15 protein-coding genes are annotated in these 16,813 nt (G+C 72.6%); 4 read left to right on the top strand and 11 right to left on the bottom strand.

From position 1 onward, the window contains the following. Window positions 1-15: 15 nt before the first annotated feature. The 3 genes from cmk to aroH are packed head-to-tail and all read right to left on the bottom strand — an operon-like array spanning window position 16 to window position 2,264. The gene (gene cmk, locus F4554_RS14840) at window positions 16-732 is read right to left on the bottom strand and encodes a (d)CMP kinase (protein ID WP_337796051.1); all 717 of its coding nucleotides are present in this window, start codon (window positions 730-732) and stop codon (window positions 16-18) included. 33 nt (window positions 733-765) lie between these two features. Next, window positions 766-1,875, bottom strand: coding sequence for a prephenate dehydrogenase (locus tag F4554_RS14835; protein WP_179787915.1), 1,110 nt, complete (start codon window positions 1,873-1,875; stop codon window positions 766-768). Next, window positions 1,872-2,264, bottom strand: a complete 393-nt coding sequence (aroH, locus tag F4554_RS14830; RefSeq protein WP_092655379.1) for a chorismate mutase — start codon at window positions 2,262-2,264, stop codon at window positions 1,872-1,874. Before aroH ends, F4554_RS14835 begins: the two co-directional genes overlap by 4 nt. 216 nt (window positions 2,265-2,480) lie before the next feature. On the opposite strand from aroH, the gene F4554_RS14825 reads away from it, so the two are divergent. Continuing rightward, window positions 2,481-3,386, top strand: coding sequence for an aminoglycoside phosphotransferase family protein (locus tag F4554_RS14825; protein ID WP_179787914.1), 906 nt, complete (start codon window positions 2,481-2,483; stop codon window positions 3,384-3,386). A 59-nt stretch (window positions 3,387-3,445) separates the two neighbouring features. On the opposite strand, the gene F4554_RS14820 is transcribed toward F4554_RS14825, so the two are convergent. Together F4554_RS14820 and F4554_RS14815 are read right to left on the bottom strand one after the other, a co-directional pair. Next, on the bottom strand, window positions 3,446-4,447 hold the full coding sequence (locus F4554_RS14820) for an acyltransferase domain-containing protein (protein WP_179787913.1): 1,002 nt from the start codon (window positions 4,445-4,447) through the stop codon (window positions 3,446-3,448). A 43-nt stretch (window positions 4,448-4,490) separates the two neighbouring features. Beyond that, window positions 4,491-4,934: an ester cyclase gene (locus tag F4554_RS14815; RefSeq protein ID WP_179787912.1), complete on the bottom strand. Its 444-nt coding sequence runs from the start codon at window positions 4,932-4,934 to the stop codon at window positions 4,491-4,493. Between the two features lie 126 nt (window positions 4,935-5,060). Between F4554_RS14815 and F4554_RS14810 the strand changes: the two genes are divergently transcribed. After that, window positions 5,061-6,110 carry a DUF4037 domain-containing protein gene (locus F4554_RS14810; RefSeq protein WP_179787911.1) on the top strand — a complete coding sequence of 350 codons (1,050 nt, stop codon included), beginning with the start codon at window positions 5,061-5,063 and terminating at the stop codon, window positions 6,108-6,110. Window positions 6,111-6,115: 5 nt separating this feature from the next. Here the strand turns inward: F4554_RS14810 and F4554_RS14805 are convergent, their stop codons facing one another. Both F4554_RS14805 and F4554_RS14800 read right to left on the bottom strand, forming a co-directional pair. Continuing rightward, window positions 6,116-7,204, bottom strand: coding sequence for an acetate/propionate family kinase (locus F4554_RS14805; RefSeq protein WP_179787910.1), 1,089 nt, complete (start codon window positions 7,202-7,204; stop codon window positions 6,116-6,118). Next, complete coding sequence (locus F4554_RS14800; RefSeq protein ID WP_179787909.1) at window positions 7,204-9,696, bottom strand: phosphoketolase family protein; 2,493 nt, start codon at window positions 9,694-9,696, stop codon at window positions 7,204-7,206. The genes F4554_RS14805 and F4554_RS14800 overlap by 1 nt, the downstream gene beginning before the upstream one ends. Window positions 9,697-9,875: 179 nt before the next feature. Here F4554_RS14800 and F4554_RS14795 point away from each other — a divergent pair, with 179 nt between their 5' ends. Further along, complete coding sequence (locus F4554_RS14795) at window positions 9,876-10,775, top strand: glycoside hydrolase family 16 protein (RefSeq protein WP_179787908.1); 900 nt, start codon at window positions 9,876-9,878, stop codon at window positions 10,773-10,775. Here F4554_RS14795 and F4554_RS14790 read toward each other — a convergent pair. The 4 genes from F4554_RS14790 to F4554_RS14775 form a co-directional block, all read right to left on the bottom strand. Continuing rightward, complete coding sequence (locus F4554_RS14790; RefSeq protein ID WP_179787907.1) at window positions 10,760-11,419, bottom strand: hypothetical protein; 660 nt, start codon at window positions 11,417-11,419, stop codon at window positions 10,760-10,762. The genes F4554_RS14795 and F4554_RS14790 overlap by 16 nt on opposite strands. After that, window positions 11,413-12,171: a MerR family transcriptional regulator gene (locus tag F4554_RS14785; RefSeq protein ID WP_179787906.1), complete on the bottom strand. Its 759-nt coding sequence runs from the start codon at window positions 12,169-12,171 to the stop codon at window positions 11,413-11,415. The genes F4554_RS14790 and F4554_RS14785 overlap by 7 nt, the downstream gene beginning before the upstream one ends. An 89-nt stretch (window positions 12,172-12,260) precedes the next feature. Then, a complete protein-coding gene (locus F4554_RS14780) occupies window positions 12,261-12,998 on the bottom strand; it encodes a creatininase family protein (protein WP_179787905.1) in 738 nt (245 codons plus the stop codon). A 36-nt stretch (window positions 12,999-13,034) separates the two neighbouring features. Further along, entirely contained in the window at window positions 13,035-14,747 is a 1,713-nt protein-coding gene (locus F4554_RS14775; RefSeq protein WP_179787904.1) for a protein kinase domain-containing protein, read from the bottom strand. A 387-nt stretch (window positions 14,748-15,134) separates the two neighbouring features. On the opposite strand from F4554_RS14775, the gene F4554_RS14770 reads away from it, so the two are divergent. After that, the gene (locus F4554_RS14770) at window positions 15,135-16,685 is read left to right on the top strand and encodes a cation:dicarboxylate symporter family transporter (RefSeq protein ID WP_179787903.1); all 1,551 of its coding nucleotides are present in this window, start codon (window positions 15,135-15,137) and stop codon (window positions 16,683-16,685) included. Window positions 16,686-16,813 lie beyond the last annotated feature (128 nt).

Here is a 16,813-nt window from a genome sequence, read left to right as displayed (position 1 = left end):
CCATCTGTCGCTCGGTCAGCGTCGGCCGGGCGTGCCGGCGCGCTCGTCGGCGAGGGCGCAGATGCGCTCGATGACCTGGTTGAGGTTGAGCTCGGTGGTGTCGAGCACGATCGCGTCGGGCGCCTGGTTGAGCGGCGAGGCCGTCCGCGTGGAGTCCTTCTTGTCCCGAAGGGCAAGCTCCTGCTGGGTGAGCGTCATCTCGACCTTCGCACCACCCAGACCCTCGGCGGCCCGGCGGCGCGCACGCTCCTGCTCGTGCGCTGTCAGGTAGACCTTGACAGTCGCGTCGGGTGCGACGGTCGTCCCGATGTCGCGTCCCTCGACGACGATCCCGCCGGCCCCGATGAGCTCGCGCTGCAACGCCACCAGTCGCTGCCGGATGGCGGGGACCGCGGACACCGCGCTGACCGCGTTGGTCACCTCACGGGACCGGATCGGCCCGGACACGTCGACGCCGTCGACGGTGATCGTCGGGAGGTCGGGGTCGGTGCCGACCCGCAGTTCGGGCTCGCCGGAGCGGGCGGCCACCTCGTCGGCGTCGTCGACCGGGGTGCCGGCGCGCATCATCCACCAGGTCACCGCGCGGTACATCGCACCGGTGTCGAGGTAGCGCAGTCCCAGCCGGCGTGCGGTGCCGCGGGCGGCGCTGGACTTGCCGGAACCGGACGGCCCGTCGATGGCCACCACGATCCCCGCCGTGCCGGCCTGGTCGGCCTGGTCGGCTCGCTCCACCTGTCGTCTCCCTCCGGGTGCTCGTTGGGGAGGCTACCCGTGCACGTCCCACCCGTGGTGAGCCAGGGCCTCCAGCAGGGCGGGAACGGTGTCCTGGTGGACCCACAACTCCACCAGGCCGGCCGGGGTGTTCGGGCTGTGATCGATCCGTACGTCCTCGATGTTGACCCCGGCGGCACCCACGTCGGCGAACAACCGGGCCAGCTCCCCCGGCTGGTCGGGCAGCAGGACGGGTACCGCGCTGAACGCCTCCGGTTGCGCGCCGTGCTTGCCGGGCAGCCGGCGTACGCCGGTCGCGCCGCGTTCCAGGGAGTTGCGCAGGTCGGCCAGCCCGGCCTCGGCCGCGTCGCGCTTCTCCAGGGTGTGCGCGACCCGGTGCAGGTTGTCGGCCGCCTCGTGCAGCAGCCGGGCGACCGGCTCGGCGTTGGCGGACAGGATCTGCGTCCACAGGTCCGGGTCGCCGCCGGCGATCCGGGTCACGTCCCGCAGCCCCTGACCGGCGAGGACGAGATGCCCCTCCGCCGCCGTGGTCAGCAGGCCGGCGACCACGGTCGACGCGACCTGGGGAAGGTGGGACACCAGCGCGACCGCCTCGTCGTGCTCACCGGGTGAGAGCTGGACGGGCAACGCTCCGCACGTACGTGCCAACCGCTCCACCGCGGCCACCGCGTCCGGCCGGCTGTCGGCGTGCGGAGTGACCGCCCAGGCCCGGCCGTCGAACAGGTCGGCGCGGGCGGCCAGCGGACCGGACTGCTCGCTGCCGGCCATCGGGTGCCCGCCGACGTAGCGGTCCAGTCCCGCCCCCGCAGGCGCGTGCGCCCGGGTGTCGGCGAGGGCGGCGGCCTTGACGCTGCCGAGGTCGGTGACGACGGCGGACGGGAAGCGGGCCAGAGCGTCGGCGATCACCGTGCCGAGCGCCGCCGGGGGTACGCCGACCACCACCAGGTCTGCCTGCTCAGCCCGGGGCGCATCGCCCGGGGTGACGGGGACACCCGCGCCGAGGGACACCGCGACCCGCAGGTTGCCCGGGTCGGCGTCCTCCAGCAGGACCTCCACGCCGAACCGGCGCAGCGCCAGCGCGACCGAGGTGCCCATCAGGCCGGCCCCGATCACCACCACCCGGCGGAACGGCGGCTCGGTCATGCCTGTGTCTCGTCGGGTACGGCGTGCACGTGGGCCAGGTCGCGTCGCAGCGCGGCCGCACCGTGCAGGTAGACGTGGGTGACCTCGTCTCGGGTGAGGTCGGTCTCGACGTGGGCGAGCAACCTCACCACCAGCGGCATCCCGCCGCCGATCTCCAGCTCCCGGGCGCACAGCAGCGGGACGTCGGTCATCCCCATCAGCCGGGCGGCATAGGCGGGGAACTCCGACTGCACGTCGGAGGTGGCGGTGAAGATGACGCTGATCAGGTCGTCGTTGGTGAGGTCGTTGCTGTGCAGGACGGTGCGGACGAGCTCCGCGACCCGCTCCAGCAGGTGTTCGCGTTCGTCGACCTCGAGCTGGGTCGCGCCACGCACTGCCCGGACAGCCACCGTGGTTTCCTTCCGTACGGGGTTCCGGGTCAGCCTATCGACGCGCCCCACGGCGCCCGCCGCGGGCGCACCTCGGGCGGCGCCGCGTTCCGGGACGGAAGGCGCGAATCGGACGTACGCGATACGGGCGTCGCGGACGAAAACCGCCGTGACGGCCGCGACCGGCCGCCGGTATGGTCCCCGCCGGGGACGGGACAGCCTGGGACAGGGAGCAGCATGCGGATCGTCGTACCCCCGAGCTTCGTGGAGGAGCGCGTCCGGCTCGCCGGACCGGACGCCCACGCGTGGCTGGAACGGCTGCCCGACTTCGTGGCGGAGCTGGCCCGGCAGTGGGCGGTGGAGGTGCTGCCCGACCCGCCACGGCACGGCGCGCACAGCCTCGTTCTCGCCGCCCGGCGCGGCGCCCAGCCCTGCGTACTCAAGGTCTGCTGGGATCCGGCGAGCACGGCGATGGAGGCGGACGCGCTGCGGGCATGGGACGGACGTGGCATCGTCCGGCTGCTTGCGGCCCGACCCGAGGAGGGCGCGCTGCTGCTGGAACGCCTGGACGCGGGGCGGTCACTCGGCGACGTCGAGCTGTACGAGGCGGCCGGAATCGCCGGCGGCCTCCTGCGCCGGCTCACGGTGCCGCGCACGGCGGACCAGCCGCTGCCCGCCGGAACCCCGAGGCTCGCCGACCTCGGCGCCGAGATCGCCGCCACGGTGCACGAGCGGCAGCGAAGGCTCGGTTTTCCGGTGCCGGCGCGGTGGATCGACCGGGTCGCCACCGCCGCCCGCGACCTCGCCGCCGACGCGGGCAGCGACCTGGTGCACGCCGACCTGCACTACGGCAACGTGCTGGCGGCAGAGCGCGAACCCTGGCTGGCGATCGACCCCAAGCCGGTCGCGGGCGACCCGGAGTTCGCCGTGCCGGAACTGATGTGGACCCGGGTCGACGAGGCGCCCGACGCGTGGGCGATCCGCGAACTGCTCGGCGTCCTGACCGCGGCCGGCGACCTCGACCCCGACCGGGCCCGCGCCTGGGCGATCGTCCGCGCGGTCGACTACTGGCTGTGGGGCCTGGGCGTCGGCCTCACCATCGACCCGCCGCGCTGCGAACGCGTGGTGGCCGCCCTCGTGTGAGGACGGCCACCACGCCGTTCACCTGCGTACGTACTCCTGACGTACTCCCGGGGTACTCCCTACAGCGCGACCCAGCCCGAGCGCACCTGCCAGTGCTTGCCTGCCTCGAGGTGCGCGGCCACGGCCCGCTCCAGCGTCGTGCGCCGGGGAAGCTGGTCGACCGTCGGGTTGATCAACCGGAACACGAACTGGAACACGTCCCGGTCACCCTCGTGGCCGCCCGGCAGGATCTCGAACCGCCGCTGGAACCGGATGATGTTGGAGTCCTCGGGCAGGTAGTCGGCCAGCTGCGGGTCGAGCAGCCAGGACGAGCAGACTCCGTAGCGGTACTTGTCCTCGGGGAAGTACCGGTCGTAGAACTCCCGGGCCCGGCGGAACGACTCGTCGCACGCCTCGGGCGTCATCGGCCCGGACTCCGGGATGTGTACGCCGAGCACGGGATCGCCCTTACGGAACGGCGCTCCCCCGGCGGAGATCGTCTCGTCGTCGAAGTTGACCAGCGCCCGGTTGAACTGCAGCCGACCGAAGTCGTAGATCAGGCCGCGGAAGTGCAGCGAGAACCAGCCCTGCACGTCCAGGCCGCCGACGCCGTGGATCCGGCGGTAGATCGCGATCTGGCGGCCCAGGTCGGCCAGGATCGCCCAGCTCTCCGACGCCGGGATGCCGCGGCTCTCGTGGTAGCGCAGCAGCGACGGGATCGAGGCGAGGAAGACGTGGACGTAGAAGAGCCGCCCCTTCGCACCGAGCTCCGCCGGCAGGGTCGGCCAGCGCAGCCACGGCGTGTCCAGGGTGCCCACGCCGGAGACCAGATGCTCGTGACACCGCTGCAGCAGCCACCACAGCTGCGGGTCCTCCGCCGCGGTGAACCTCGTGGCCACGATGTCGGCCGCGTCGTCGGAGTGCAGCCCGAGGGGCTCGGCCAGCGCCTGCACCTGCGCGGGTTCGGCCAGGGTGACCTCGGTCTCGGGCGGACCCACTCGGTCCAGCTCGCTCACCCAGGTGGCGTACTCCTCGCCGCCGCCCAGCCAGGCCGTCACCGCGGCCGCGTCCAGCTCACTCACGCACGTCCTCCTCCGACTCCGAACCACGTCCGGAACTTCCGGCTCAGCCCTCGACCTGGAGCTGCCGCATCAGATGGTCGGCGTCCGAGGACACCCAGTACTCAGCGGCCCGGCCGTCTGCCAGCCGCACCAGGTCAAGTCCAGAGAATGCCACCCGTGCCCCTTCCGGTGCCCGGGCCCCCGGCAGTCCGCCGCTGTAGCTGCCGGTGAATGTCCAGCGCGCGGCCACCATGTCACCGTCCGCGATCGGCCCCTGGTCGATCCGTACGTCGATGTCGTCGAACAGCGCGGCGCTGTGCTCGACCAGCCCGAGGAGGGCCCTCGGGCCGCGGGCCGGGTCGTCGTGCCCGCCGCGGCGGATGGCGAAGTCGTCGGTCACGAGTTCCGCAGCGAGCTGTGCACGGCGGGCGGGTTCGGCGCCCCACAGCTCGACCAGGAAGCGGTAGTAGAACTGCCGGGCGCTCCCGCGGTCCGGTGTGCCGGTCATCGGTGATCCCCTCGTGTCGTCCGTCGGCTGCGTGATCGACTGGCTGCCACGCCCCCGGGGTCTGTCCTGCGACAGACCCCTAAACCGATTGCGTACGCCCGGGCCGGTACCGCCAGGATGGATCTCGTGTCTTCCACCTTCGTTCCCTCCCTCGAACTCAACGCAGCCTTCTACGCCGAGGTCGTGGCTCCTCTAATACGCCCGGCCGGGCACGCCGCCGCGCTGCTGGGCTGGGGGTCGGACGTGCTCGGCTACGACACGGCCCGCTCCACCGACCATGGCTGGGGGCCGCGGCTGCAGGTGTTCGTCGCCGAGACCGACGTGGACGCCGTACGCGGACGGGTCGAGGAAGGGCTGCCGGCGGAGTTTCGCGGCTGGCCGGTCCGGTTCGGCTGGGACGACGCGCCCGAGCAGCACCGGGTCGACGTGCTCACCTGGCGCGACTGGTTGCAGGGGCAGCTCGGCGTGCAACCGCTGGACGGGATGAGCAACCTCGACTGGCTGACCGTGCCGCAGCAGCAGCTGCTCGGGGTGGTTCGCGGCGCGGTGTACGCCGACCCGACGGGTGAGCTGGCGGCGACCCGGGAGGCGCTGGCGTGGTACCCGCCGGACGTGTGGCGGTGGCTGGTGGCCGCGCAGTGGGGCCGGATCGCGCAGGAGGTCGCGTTCGTGGGCCGGACCGCCGAGGTGGGTGACGACCTCGGCTCGGCGGTGCTCGCCGCCCGGCTGGTCCGCGACCTGATGGGGCTGGCGTTCCTGCTCGCCCGGGAGTACCGCCCGTACACCAAGTGGGTGGGCACCGCGTTCGCACGGCTGCCGAAGGCGGACGAACTCGTCCCTCCGCTGCGGCGGGCCGTCGCGGCCACCGACTTCGCGAGCCGCGAGCAGGCACTGGTCGAGGCGTACGAACTGCTCGGTCGGCGGCACAACGAGTCCGGGGTGAGCGAGCCGGTGGACCCGCGGGTGCGGCCGTACTTCAGCCGGCCTTTCCGCGTGCCGGACGCGGACGGCTTCGCGCAGGCGTGCCGGAGCAGGATCGAGGACTCCTGGCTGCGGGAGCTGCCGCTGGTCGGGTCGGTGGACCAGTTCGTCGACTCCACCGACGTGCTCAGCGCCTCCGACCGGACCCAGCACCTGCGTGCGCTGTACACCGGGTTGACCACCAGGAAGGGCTGAAACCTTCACGGGCAGAGCCGGCGTACCTCCGCGGCGATCTGGAGGTCCTCCCGGGCCTCGATCACCAGCGTCCGCGCCCGGGCCGTCGGCGCGGTGACGTCGGTGTCGCCGTCGGCCCGGGAGTTCGCCTCGTTGTCCAGCGCCAGGCCGAGGAAGGCCAGACCCTCCACGGCGCGGGCGCGGACCAGCGGGGCGTGCTCGCCGACGCCGCCGGTGAAGACGAGGACGTCCAGGTCGCCCAGGCTCGCGGTCATCGCGGCGACCAGCCCGCGCAGCCGGTGGACGTACACCCCGATCGCAAGATTGGCCTGCGCGTCTCCCGCCTGTCCCCGCTCGACGACCTGCCGCATGTCCGGCGTGCCGGCCAGGCCGACCAGCCCGCTCTCGCGTTCCAACGCGGCGTCCAGGCCCTCGGTGTCGACCACGCCGTTGCGCAGCAGCCACACCAGCAGGCCGGGGTCGACGTCGCCGGGCCGGCTGGCCATCACCAGTCCGGCCAGCGGCGTGAACCCCATCGTGGTGTCGACGCTGCGGCCGGCCCGGACCGCGGTCGCCGACGCGCCGGCGCCGAGGTGGCAGACCACCGTCCGCAGCTCCTGCACCGGGCGGTCCACCATCTCGGCGGCGCGGCGAGCGGAGTAGGCGGCGGACAGCCCGTGGAAGCCGTACTTGCGCAGGCCGTACTCCTCCCGCCACCGCGCCGGCACCGCGTAGGTCGAGGCGGCGGGCGGCAGCGTGGAGTGGAACGCGGTGTCGAAGCAGGCCACCGCCGGCACGTCCGGGAGCTGCTCGGACACCAGGTCGATCCCGGCGAGCGCGGCGGGCTGGTGCAGCGGCGCGAGCGAGGTGTACTCCCCCAGCCGCTCGCGCACCCGGGGGTCGATCCGGACCGCACGGGTGTACGCCGGACCGCCGTGCACCACCCGGTGTCCGACCGCGTCCGGGTGCTCCATCGCCTCCAGCGCCTCGGCCAGCGCCTTGCGGCCGGACTCGGTGTCGGAGGTCTCCACGTGCCGGCTGTCCAGCAGCTTGTCGTCGTCGAGCAGGGACAGCTTCAGCGTCGCCGACCCGGCGTTCACCACGAGTACCCGCATCACGCACGCTCCGGTGCCCGGGCCGGGGCCGGTGCGTGACCTGAGTCCGCCGGCTCGGCCGGGTGGCCGCCGGGCCAGGTCCAGTCACTGACCTCGGGCATGTCCTCGCCGTTGTCCCGGGTGTAGCGCCGGGCCCACAGCCGGGCGTCCACCATCTGCTGGCGCAGCCCCGCCGCCCGGACCGCGAGTCCCGGCACCCGGTCGATCACGTCGATGACCAGGTGGTAGCGGTCCAGGTCGTTCAGCATCACCATGTCGAACGGCGTGGTGGTGGTCCCCTCCTCCTTGTAGCCGCGGACGTGGAAGCTGTGGTGGTTGGTCCGGCGGTACGTCAGCCGGTGGATCAGCAGCGGGTAGCCGTGGAACGCGAAGATCACCGGCCGGTCGGTGGTGAACAGCGCGTCGAACTCCCGGTCGGGCAGGCCGTGCGGGTGCTCCGACGCGGGCTGCAGCCGCATCAGGTCGACCACGTTGACGACCCGGACCTTCAGCTCGGGCAGGTGCCGGCGCAACAGGTCCACCGCGGCCAGAGTCTCCAGCGTGGGTACGTCGCCGGCGCAGCCGAGCACCACGTCGGGCACCTCACCGTGGTCGTTGCTCGCCCACTCCCAGATCCCGATGCCGCGGGTGCAGTGGGCGACCGCGGCCGGCATCGACAGCCAGTTGGGTGCGGGGTTCTTGCCGGCCACCACGACGTTGATGTAGTCGCGGCTGCGAAGACAGTGGTCGTACACCGACAGCAGCGTGTTGGTGTCCGGCGGCAGGTAGATCCGCACGATCTCGGCCTTCTTGGTCACGACGTGGTCGAGGAACCCCGGGTCCTGGTGGGAGAAGCCGTTGTGGTCCTGGCGCCAGACGTGGGAGGAAAGCAGGTAGTTGAGCGAGGCGATCGGCGCCCGCCACGGGATCTGCCGGGTCACCTTCAGCCACTTGGCGTGCTGGTTGACCATCGAGTCGACGATGTGGATGAACGCCTCGTAGCAGTTGAACAGCCCGTGCCGCCCGGTGAGCAGGTAGCCCTCCAGCCAGCCCTGGCACAGGTGCTCCGACAGCACCTCCATCACCCGCCCGTCGGGGGCGAGGTGGTCGTCGCCGGGCTCGACCACGGCGTCCCACGCACGGTCGGTCGCCTCGAACACCGCCGACAGCCGGTTGGACGCGGTCTCGTCCGGCCCGAAGATCCGGAACGTCGTGGGGTTGTCGCGGATCACGTCGCGCAGCCAGGTGCCGAGCACCCTCGTCGGTTCACTGGTGGTGGCGCCGGGCGCGGGCACGTCCACGCCGTACGCCGCGAAGTCCGGCAGGTCCAGGCCCTTCAGGAGCAGGCCGCCGTTGGCGTGCGGGTTGGCCCCCATCCGCCGGGTGCCGGTGGGCGCGAGGGCGGCCAGCTCGGGCCGCAGCCGGCCGTCGGCGTCGAAGAGCTCCTCCGGGCGGTAGCTGCGCATCCACTCGGCGAGCAGCTCGAGGTGGGCGGGGTTGGTACGTACCTCGCTCAACGGGACCTGGTGCGCCCGGAACGTCCCCTCGATCCGGATCCCGTCGACCTCGCGCGGACCCGTCCATCCCTTGGGAGTACGCAGGACGATCATCGGCCACCGCGGCTGCTCGCCGTCACCTGTCGCCGGCGCCCGGCCCGAACGCGCCGCCTCCTGGATCGTCCGGATCCCGTCGTAGGCGGTCTCCATCGCCGCGGCCAGCTTCCGGTGCACCGATGCCGGGTCGTCGCCGGCGACGACCAGCGGGCGGTAGCCGTACCCCTCCAGCAGACTGCACAGGTCGCGCTCGGGGATCCGGGCCAGCACCGTCGGGTTGGCGATCTTGTAGCCGTTCAGGTGCAGGACCGGCAGCACCGCACCGTCGTGCCGCGGGTCGAGGAACTTGTTCGAGTGCCAGCTCGTGGCCAGCGCGCCCGTCTCCGCCTCGCCGTCGCCGACGACGCAGCAGACCAGCAGGTCGGGATTGTCGAACGCCGCGCCGTACGCGTGCACCAGGGAGTAGCCGAGCTCGCCGCCCTCGTTGATCGATCCCGGCGTCTCCGGCGCGACGTGGCTCGGCACCCCGCCCGGGAACGAGAACTGCCTGAACAGCCGGCGCATACCTACGGCGTTCTGGCTGATGTGCGGGTAGACCTCGCTGTAGGTGCCCTCGAGGTAGGTGTTGGCGATCAGGCCGGGGCCGCCGTGGCCGGGCCCGGTGACGAACATCGCGGACACGTCGTGGGCGCGGATCAGCCGGTTCAGGTGCGCGTAGACCAGGTTGAGGCCGGGCGTGGTGCCCCAGTGCCCGAGCAGCCTGGGCTTGATGTCGGCGGGTTCCAGCGGCCGGCGCAGCAGCGGGTTGTCGAGCAGGTAGATCTGGCCGACGGACAGATAGTTGGCGGCCCGCCAGTAGGCGTCGATCAGCGCCAGCTCGGCGTCGTCCAGCACTGTCGGCCCGGTCGTACCCGTGCCCGCGGGGCCGGCGGTGTCCGTCGCGGCCGTTCCGGCGGTCATGGCGGCCTCCCAGTCGTGAACGTCCGCTGCCAGCCTGCCCGGGCCAGACGTACACAAACCATGATCAGACCGACTCCTGCCGCTGTCGGTCAGCGGCGTTGACCGCGCGGGCGGACCCGACTTCACTCGGCGACACCGAGATCACGACGGCTTCCGTACGACGGACACCGGAGGTGTCGATGCGCAACCGACCGGCCAGGCCCGCCGCCCTCCTCGCGGCGGCCGGATGTCTCGTCCTCGCGCCGATCCTGGCGGGCACCGGCACCGCCGCCGGAGCGACCACCGCGAGCACGACCGCGAGCACGACGACCACGAAGACGACGAGCACGGATGCGGCGCGTACGTGCACCCGCGAGCACCCCGCCGCACCGCGGTGGCCGCTGGCGTGGCACGACGAGTTCGGCGCGCCGACCCTCGATCGGGCGAAGTGGAACACCGTGATGGACTTCCCCGGCCGGGCCGGCGGGCACTACCACAACAGCTCCTACGGCAGCTACGCGCTGGACGCCAACATCGTGCTCGGCCAGGGCCGGCTGCACCTGATCACCGACGACGAGCCCGTGGTCGGCGACGACCCGCCCGGCACGTACGCCTACTCCGAGGGCTTCGTCTCCTCCCACGACAAGTTCGCCCAGGCGTACGGCTACTGGGAGATCTGCGCGCGCTACCCCGCCGGTCGCGGGCTGTGGCCGGCGTTCTGGCTGGTTCCCCAGGACCGCACCTGGCCGCCGGAGTTCGACGTGGCCGAGTGGTTCGGCGGCATCGACGGGATGTTCCAGGGCATCGCCTCGGGTGCCTGGCCGAACGTGCGGTGGGACGGCCACTGGACCTACGACGCCGCACCGACGACCGGCTGGCACACGTACGCCCTGCGCTGGGAGCCGCGGCGCGCGACGTTCTACGTGGACGGGCGGGTCACCGCGGCGTTCGAGGGTGACTTCGTGCCGGACAAGCCGATGTACGTCGTCATGAACAGCGGCGTGTGGATGAACGCCGACCGCGGTGGCCCGCCCGACGCCGGCACGGTGTTCCCGAACAGCTTCGACGTCGACTACGTGCGCGTCTACCGGCGGCCCTGACGGCACTGACGGCCCTGAGCCGGTTCGGTGGCCGGGCGCAGGGCGGCGTGCGCGGCCGCCGGGTCGTCGGCGAAGAAGCGGACCGTGCGTACCCGCGCCTGCCGGCCGAGCGGTCGGACGACGGTGACGGGTTCGGTCAGGTCGAGGACGAGGTTGGTCTGGGAGGAGACCGCCACCGCGAGACGGTCGTCGACCACCGTGACCATGCCGCGTTCGTTGTGGTTGCCGACCCGGCGTACATCGGCGATCCGGTCCCGCGGCACCCGCAGGTCGAAGAACGCGCCGTACCGAACGCGTACCTCCTCCGGGGTGACCACGTGCGGCCGGGTGATCGCCGCGGCGAGCATCGCCAGCACGGCCACGACGGTGTAGGCGTCGACCAGCAGGATCACCGTACGCAGGACCACCGGCGCGTGCAGCGCCCGCAACACGACCTCCAGCGCGAACAACTCGACCACCATGAAGAACAGGAACAGCGCCGTCACCGGCGTCTGCGCGCGGGCGTAGGAGACCGCGACGGCACCAGTGGGTACGCCGTGGCGGCGGCGCGCGATCCACAGCGCGATGCTGACCATGCCCCGCAGGTCGAAGCCCATCAGCCGGCGTACCGGCACCGGGATCGCCGACCGGACGGCGCTCAGCATGGTCCGCGCTCCCGAAGCCTGGTCACCAGCGCCCGGAAGACCTCGGTCTGGGCCGCGGACAACTCCCGGGTCATCGTCGCGAGCCACCGACCGGTCTCGGGATCCTCGACGCTCCCGACCATCGCCGAGGCAATCTCCGCCGGCAGGTAGGCGGCCAGCTCGTCGGCGAGCGCGCCGACGCGCGGGTCCACCGGCTCGGCACCTGCCAGCTCGTCCAGCTTGCGGTAGATGTCGCGCGCTCCACCGCCGCCGGTCTCCTCCGGAAGGCCCCGGAACAGCTCGGCGAACCACGCCCGGTCGGCCGGGTCCGCACCCGCGTCGAAGACCGTGAGCAGGTCACGGTCGAACTGCCCGAACGCCGACCCCTCGGTGGGGAGGTCCCGCAGGACGGCCGCCAGCTCGGGGGAAACGGTGGAGTCCGGATCCAGCTCGCCCTGGGCCAGCAGCACGGCGAGCCGGGCCCTGCGGGCGCCGATCGCCTCCTGTTGCCTGGCCAGGTCGGCGTCGAGTTCGGCCAGCACCTCGCGCAGGTCCCGGCCCCGCTCGTCGGCGAGCACGTCGCGGATCTCGTCCAGGGACAGCCCGAGCTCGGTCAGCCGGCGTACGCGGGCGAGGACGACGGCGTCCCGCAGGCGGTACTCCCGGTAGCCGTTGGCCAGGCGTTCGGGCTCGGGCAGCAGCCCCTGGTGGTGGTAGTGCCGGACGGTACGTGTGGACACCCCGACGAGGGTGGCGAGTTCCCCGATTCGCATGCACCCATTGCACAGGTTGACGCCGCGACAAGGTCAACCGTCGCGGCGCAGGTGCGGGTCTGGGTCTGGGTCTGGGTCTGGGATGCGAACTAGATCGAGGCGGCCAGGTCGACCAGCTGGCCGGCCAGCCTGCGGACCAGGTGGTCCAGCCACTCCCGGCCCTGGGCGGCGTCGGCCTTGGCCGGGTCGTCGGTGTAGCCGTCCTGCTCGTGCCAGGACGCCTGCCGCTGGATCTCCACCCCGGGCACTGCCGGGATGGTGGGTACGTGCGTACGGGGCGCACGTTCGTCGACCAGCTCGGGGTCGACGGCCAGCACCAGGGAGGTCTCGAACCCACCGGCGTGCCCGGGCAGCGGCGTACCGCCGAGATCGGCGCCCGCGGCACCGTCCCAGTAGTCGAGGTAGCCCACGGTGATCGGCGACCGGACGGACGCGGCGGCGGCCGCGGCCGAGCAGATGCCGCGATTTCCGCCGTGGCCGTTGACGATGACCAGCCGGCGGCCGCCACAGTCGGCGACCGAGCGGGCCACGTCCAGGAGCAGGGCGAGCAGCGTCTCCGGCCGCAGGGACAGCGTGCCCCCGAACGGCAGGTGGTGGTCGGAGGCACCGATCGGCAGGGTCGGGGCGAGGACGAGGGTGCGCGACGCGGACGCGGCGGCCAACTCGACCGCCCGGGTGGCCGCGGTCTCGGCCAGCAGCGCGTCGGTGCCGGTCGCCAGGTGCGGGCCGTGTTGCTCGGTCGCGCCGATGGGGAGTACGACCACCGCCTCGGGCAGCAACGCGGTCAGCTGGTCCCGGGTCTGTGCCTGCCATCGGACGACGCTCATCTGGGTCCCCTCTCGCCGCGGGCCGGCCGCGGCACCTCAGTGGTTGTTGCCGTGACCCTTGCCGTTCCCGTTGTTGCCCCGGCCGTCGGCGTTCTGGTTCGCGTTCCCGTCGGACGGTACCTGTTCACCCTGCAGGCCGGAACCGAGGATGCTGCCCAGCGTCCCGCCCGCCGGGAGGTCATTCTTGCGGTAGGCCTCCGCGAAGTCCTGGCGCAGTTTCTGCATTCGCTCGCGGGCCTTCTCGGCGTCACCGTCGGCGTACGCCTCCCGGGCCTTGTCCACCGACTCGCCCAGCCGGTCCGCGACCTTGGGCTCGATCCGCCCGGTCGAGGACAGGAACGCCAGCGCCGCGTCGAGGCGGTTCAGCCAGGCCGGCGAGCCGACGGCGGGAGTGTTGGCGTCCCCGGAGTTGCCGGAGTCGGACACCCGGGCGCTGGAGCGTGGCGCGGACGTGGCCTTCTTCGTCTGCTGCGGGCTCGGCTTCGGGCTGCGATGTGCGGTGGCCGACGGCGCGGGTTTCCGGCCGCTCGCGACCGGGGCGTCACCGGAGTGCGCGGTGTTCTTCCAGACCCACAACGACGCGCCGAGCAACGCCACGGCGAGCGCGGCGGCGACCACCAGGACCGCGAGGTCGCCCGACCGGGGACGAGGCCGCGCGGCGGGGCGTACCGACCTGGCGTCTCCTCCACCGCCGGTGTCCCGCGGGCCGGCGTCCAGCCCATCGGCGGCGGCGTCGTGCCCCAGGTCGGGGACGGCGAACGTCCGGGTGGCGTGGTCGGATACGCCGGGCGGTCCGATGGGTGCTTCGACGCCGGACTGCGCGGCCGAGGCCCACAGCGGCCCGGCGGCCGCGGCCATCGCCGGCGTCAGCGCGGTCGCCGCCTCCGCGGGGTCCGGCTCGGCCCATCGGGGCGACCCGGTCGAGTTCGAGGGCGTGGCCAGCAGCGCGGCCCGGACCGCGGCCGCGTCGGCCGGACGGTCGGCGGGCTCCTTGGCCAGCAGGCCGAGCACCAGTTCGTCCAGGTCCTCGGGAACGCCCGGGCGGAGCCGGGACGGGGTCGTGGGCGCGTTGTGCAGGTGGCCGTACACCACCTCCGTCGAACCACCGACGAACGGCGTCCGGCCGGTCAGCAGCTGGTAGAGCACGCAGCCCAGGGCGTACAGGTCGCTGCGGGCGTCGGCGGACCGGCCGCGTACCTGCTCGGGGGCGAGGTAGGAGGCGGTGCCGACGATGGTCCCGGTGCGGGTCAGCCGGGTGGAGGCCTCGTCGAGCACCCGGGCGATGCCGAAGTCGACGACCTTCAGTGAGCCGTCCTGGGTGCGGACGAGATTGCTCGGCTTCACGTCGCGGTGGACCACCCCGGCCTGGTGCGCCGCGTGCAGCCCGGCGGCCGCCTGGGCGCCGAGGTCGCGTACGTCGTCGGGGGGCAGCGGGCCGCGTTCGGCCAGGATGGCGGCGAGAGTGCGTCCGTCCAGCAGCTCCATCACCAGGAACGGGCGGCCCGACCACTCACCGACGTCGAAGACCGCGACGACGTTGCGGTGACTGAGCTGGGCGGCGGCCCGCGCCTCGCGCACGAAGCGCTCCCGGTCACCGGCCTCGGTGACGCCCGCATGAAGCAGTTTGACCGCGACCGGCCGGCCCAGGGTGGAGTCGTGTGCCCGCCACACCTCGCCCATGCCGCCGCGACTCAGCAGCTCCTCGAGGCGGTAACGCCCGAGGGTTGTACCGGCCCTCACCGCACTCACGTTCACCAGTCCTCAGCCGACGGATTCGTTGCAGATCTTCATTTCCACCGCCGCAGCAGCGTACGCATGCCGCGCGGGGAAGCGCACGCACACCGCCTCCCGGCGTGCCGCGGCCCGCGCGTTTCTCACTCAGCGTCCGGGTGACCGCACGTTCGGTCGGCCGTCCGGTCGCACGTCAGTCGTACCCGGACAGCGGCTCGTCGTCCACCTTCGGTGCCGGAGAAATTCGGCCCATGATCGGCAGCCGGGGGTGCGGACAGCCGCCCGGCCGGTAGATTTCGCCGCGCGCCGAACCGTCGGCGTGTTCACCAGGAGACTGTCCGTGCCGGCGCCCGCCCTCGGCAACCAGGATGGTCGTCCTCCTCCGCCGGAAGTTCAGGAGAGCCCATGACAGGTCAGACGCCGTCCGCGGACCGGCCGGACGCGCCGCGCCGCAACGACGGGACAGGCGGCAACGGCAGCACGGACGTCACCGCCGGCAACGGCGAGACCGAGCGGTCGGCCAAGGCCCGAAACAGCAACTCCGACGGCAACTCCGGCGGGAAGAGCCGCGACCGGATCCACTTCCTGTATCCGGCGGTGATCGTGGCGGTGGTGCTCGGCGCCGCGGTCGGGCTGCTGTTCCCCGACTTCGGCACGTCGCTGAAGCCGATCGGCGACGGTTTCGTGGCCCTGATCAGGATGATGATCAGCCCGATCATCTTCTGCACGATCGTGCTCGGCGTCGGTTCGGTACGCCAGGCCGCGAAGGTGGGACGGGTCGGTGGCCTCGCCCTCGGCTACTTCCTCGTCATGTCGACGGTGGCCCTGGCGATCGGCCTGGTGATCGGCAACCTGATCCACCCCGGTTCCGGTCTGCACCTGACCGAGGCGCTGCGCTCGGCCGGACACGACCAGGTGTCCGCGGAGGCGAAGTCCACCACGGACTTCCTGCTGGGCATCATCCCCACCACGCTCCTGTCGGCCCTGACCGGCGAGCAGGTGCTGCAGACGCTGCTGGTCGCCCTGCTCGTCGGTTTCGCGGTGCAGGGGCTCGGCCGGCCCGGCCAGTCCGTTCTGGGCGCGATCGCGGTGATCCAGCGCCTGGTCTTCCGGATCCTGTCCATGATCATGTGGCTGGCGCCGATCGGCGCGTTCGGCGCGATCGCCGCGGTGGTCGGCGCGACAGGTGTGGACGCGCTGATCAGCCTCGCCCAGATCATGCTCGGGTTCTACGTCACCTGCCTCATCTTCGTCGTCGTCGTCCTCGGCCTGCTGCTGCGCCTGGTCGCGAGGACGTCGATCTTCTCCCTGCTGCGCTACCTGGCCCGGGAGTTCCTGCTGATCGTGTCCACGTCGTCGTCGGAGTCGGCCCTGCCGCGCCTCATCGCCAAGATGGAGCACCTGGGGGTGAGCCGGTCCGTGGTCGGCATCACCGTGCCGACGGGTTACTCCTTCAACCTCGACGGGACCGCGATCTACCTCACGATGGCCTCGCTGTTCGTCGCGGACGCCCTCGGCAAGCCGCTTTCGATCGGCGAGCAGATCTCCCTGCTGGTCTTCATGGTGGTGGCCTCCAAGGGGGCGGCCGGAGTCACCGGAGCGGGACTCGCGACGCTGGCCGGCGGCCTGCAGAGCCACCGGCCCGACCTGCTCGACGGCGTGGGCCTGATCGTGGGCATCGACCGCTTCATGTCCGAGGCCCGGGCGCTGACGAACTTCGCCGGGAACGCCGTCGCGACGGTGCTGGTGGGCACCTGGACAGGTGAGTACGACCGGGAGCGGGCGCGGGAGGTGTTCGCGGGCCGGGTGCCGTTCGACGAGGCCACGATGGTCGACGACCACGCAGACGGCGGTGACGCCAGGGACGCCAGGGACGCCGCTGACGCCGGTGACGGCCACGATGGCGGCGCCGGTTCGCGCGAGGTGGCGCCCGCCGGAGGCGGCGTCCGCGGCTGACCTCCGTCACGGCGGGGCGGGGGACCTCTCCGGCGCCCGGCCTTCGCGATGAACGCGCCCGTCGCCCGACCCGGCTCATCGGCCGGTACGGCGGCGGGCGCTTCGTCGTTCCGGAGCGGGGGAAGTGG

The organism is Actinopolymorpha rutila (assembly GCF_013407855.1).
Classification (GTDB): Bacteria; Actinomycetota; Actinomycetes; order Propionibacteriales; family Actinopolymorphaceae; genus Actinopolymorpha; species Actinopolymorpha rutila.
Note: the sequence above shows the minus strand (reverse complement) of the source record. Positions and strands in the feature narration are given on the sequence as shown.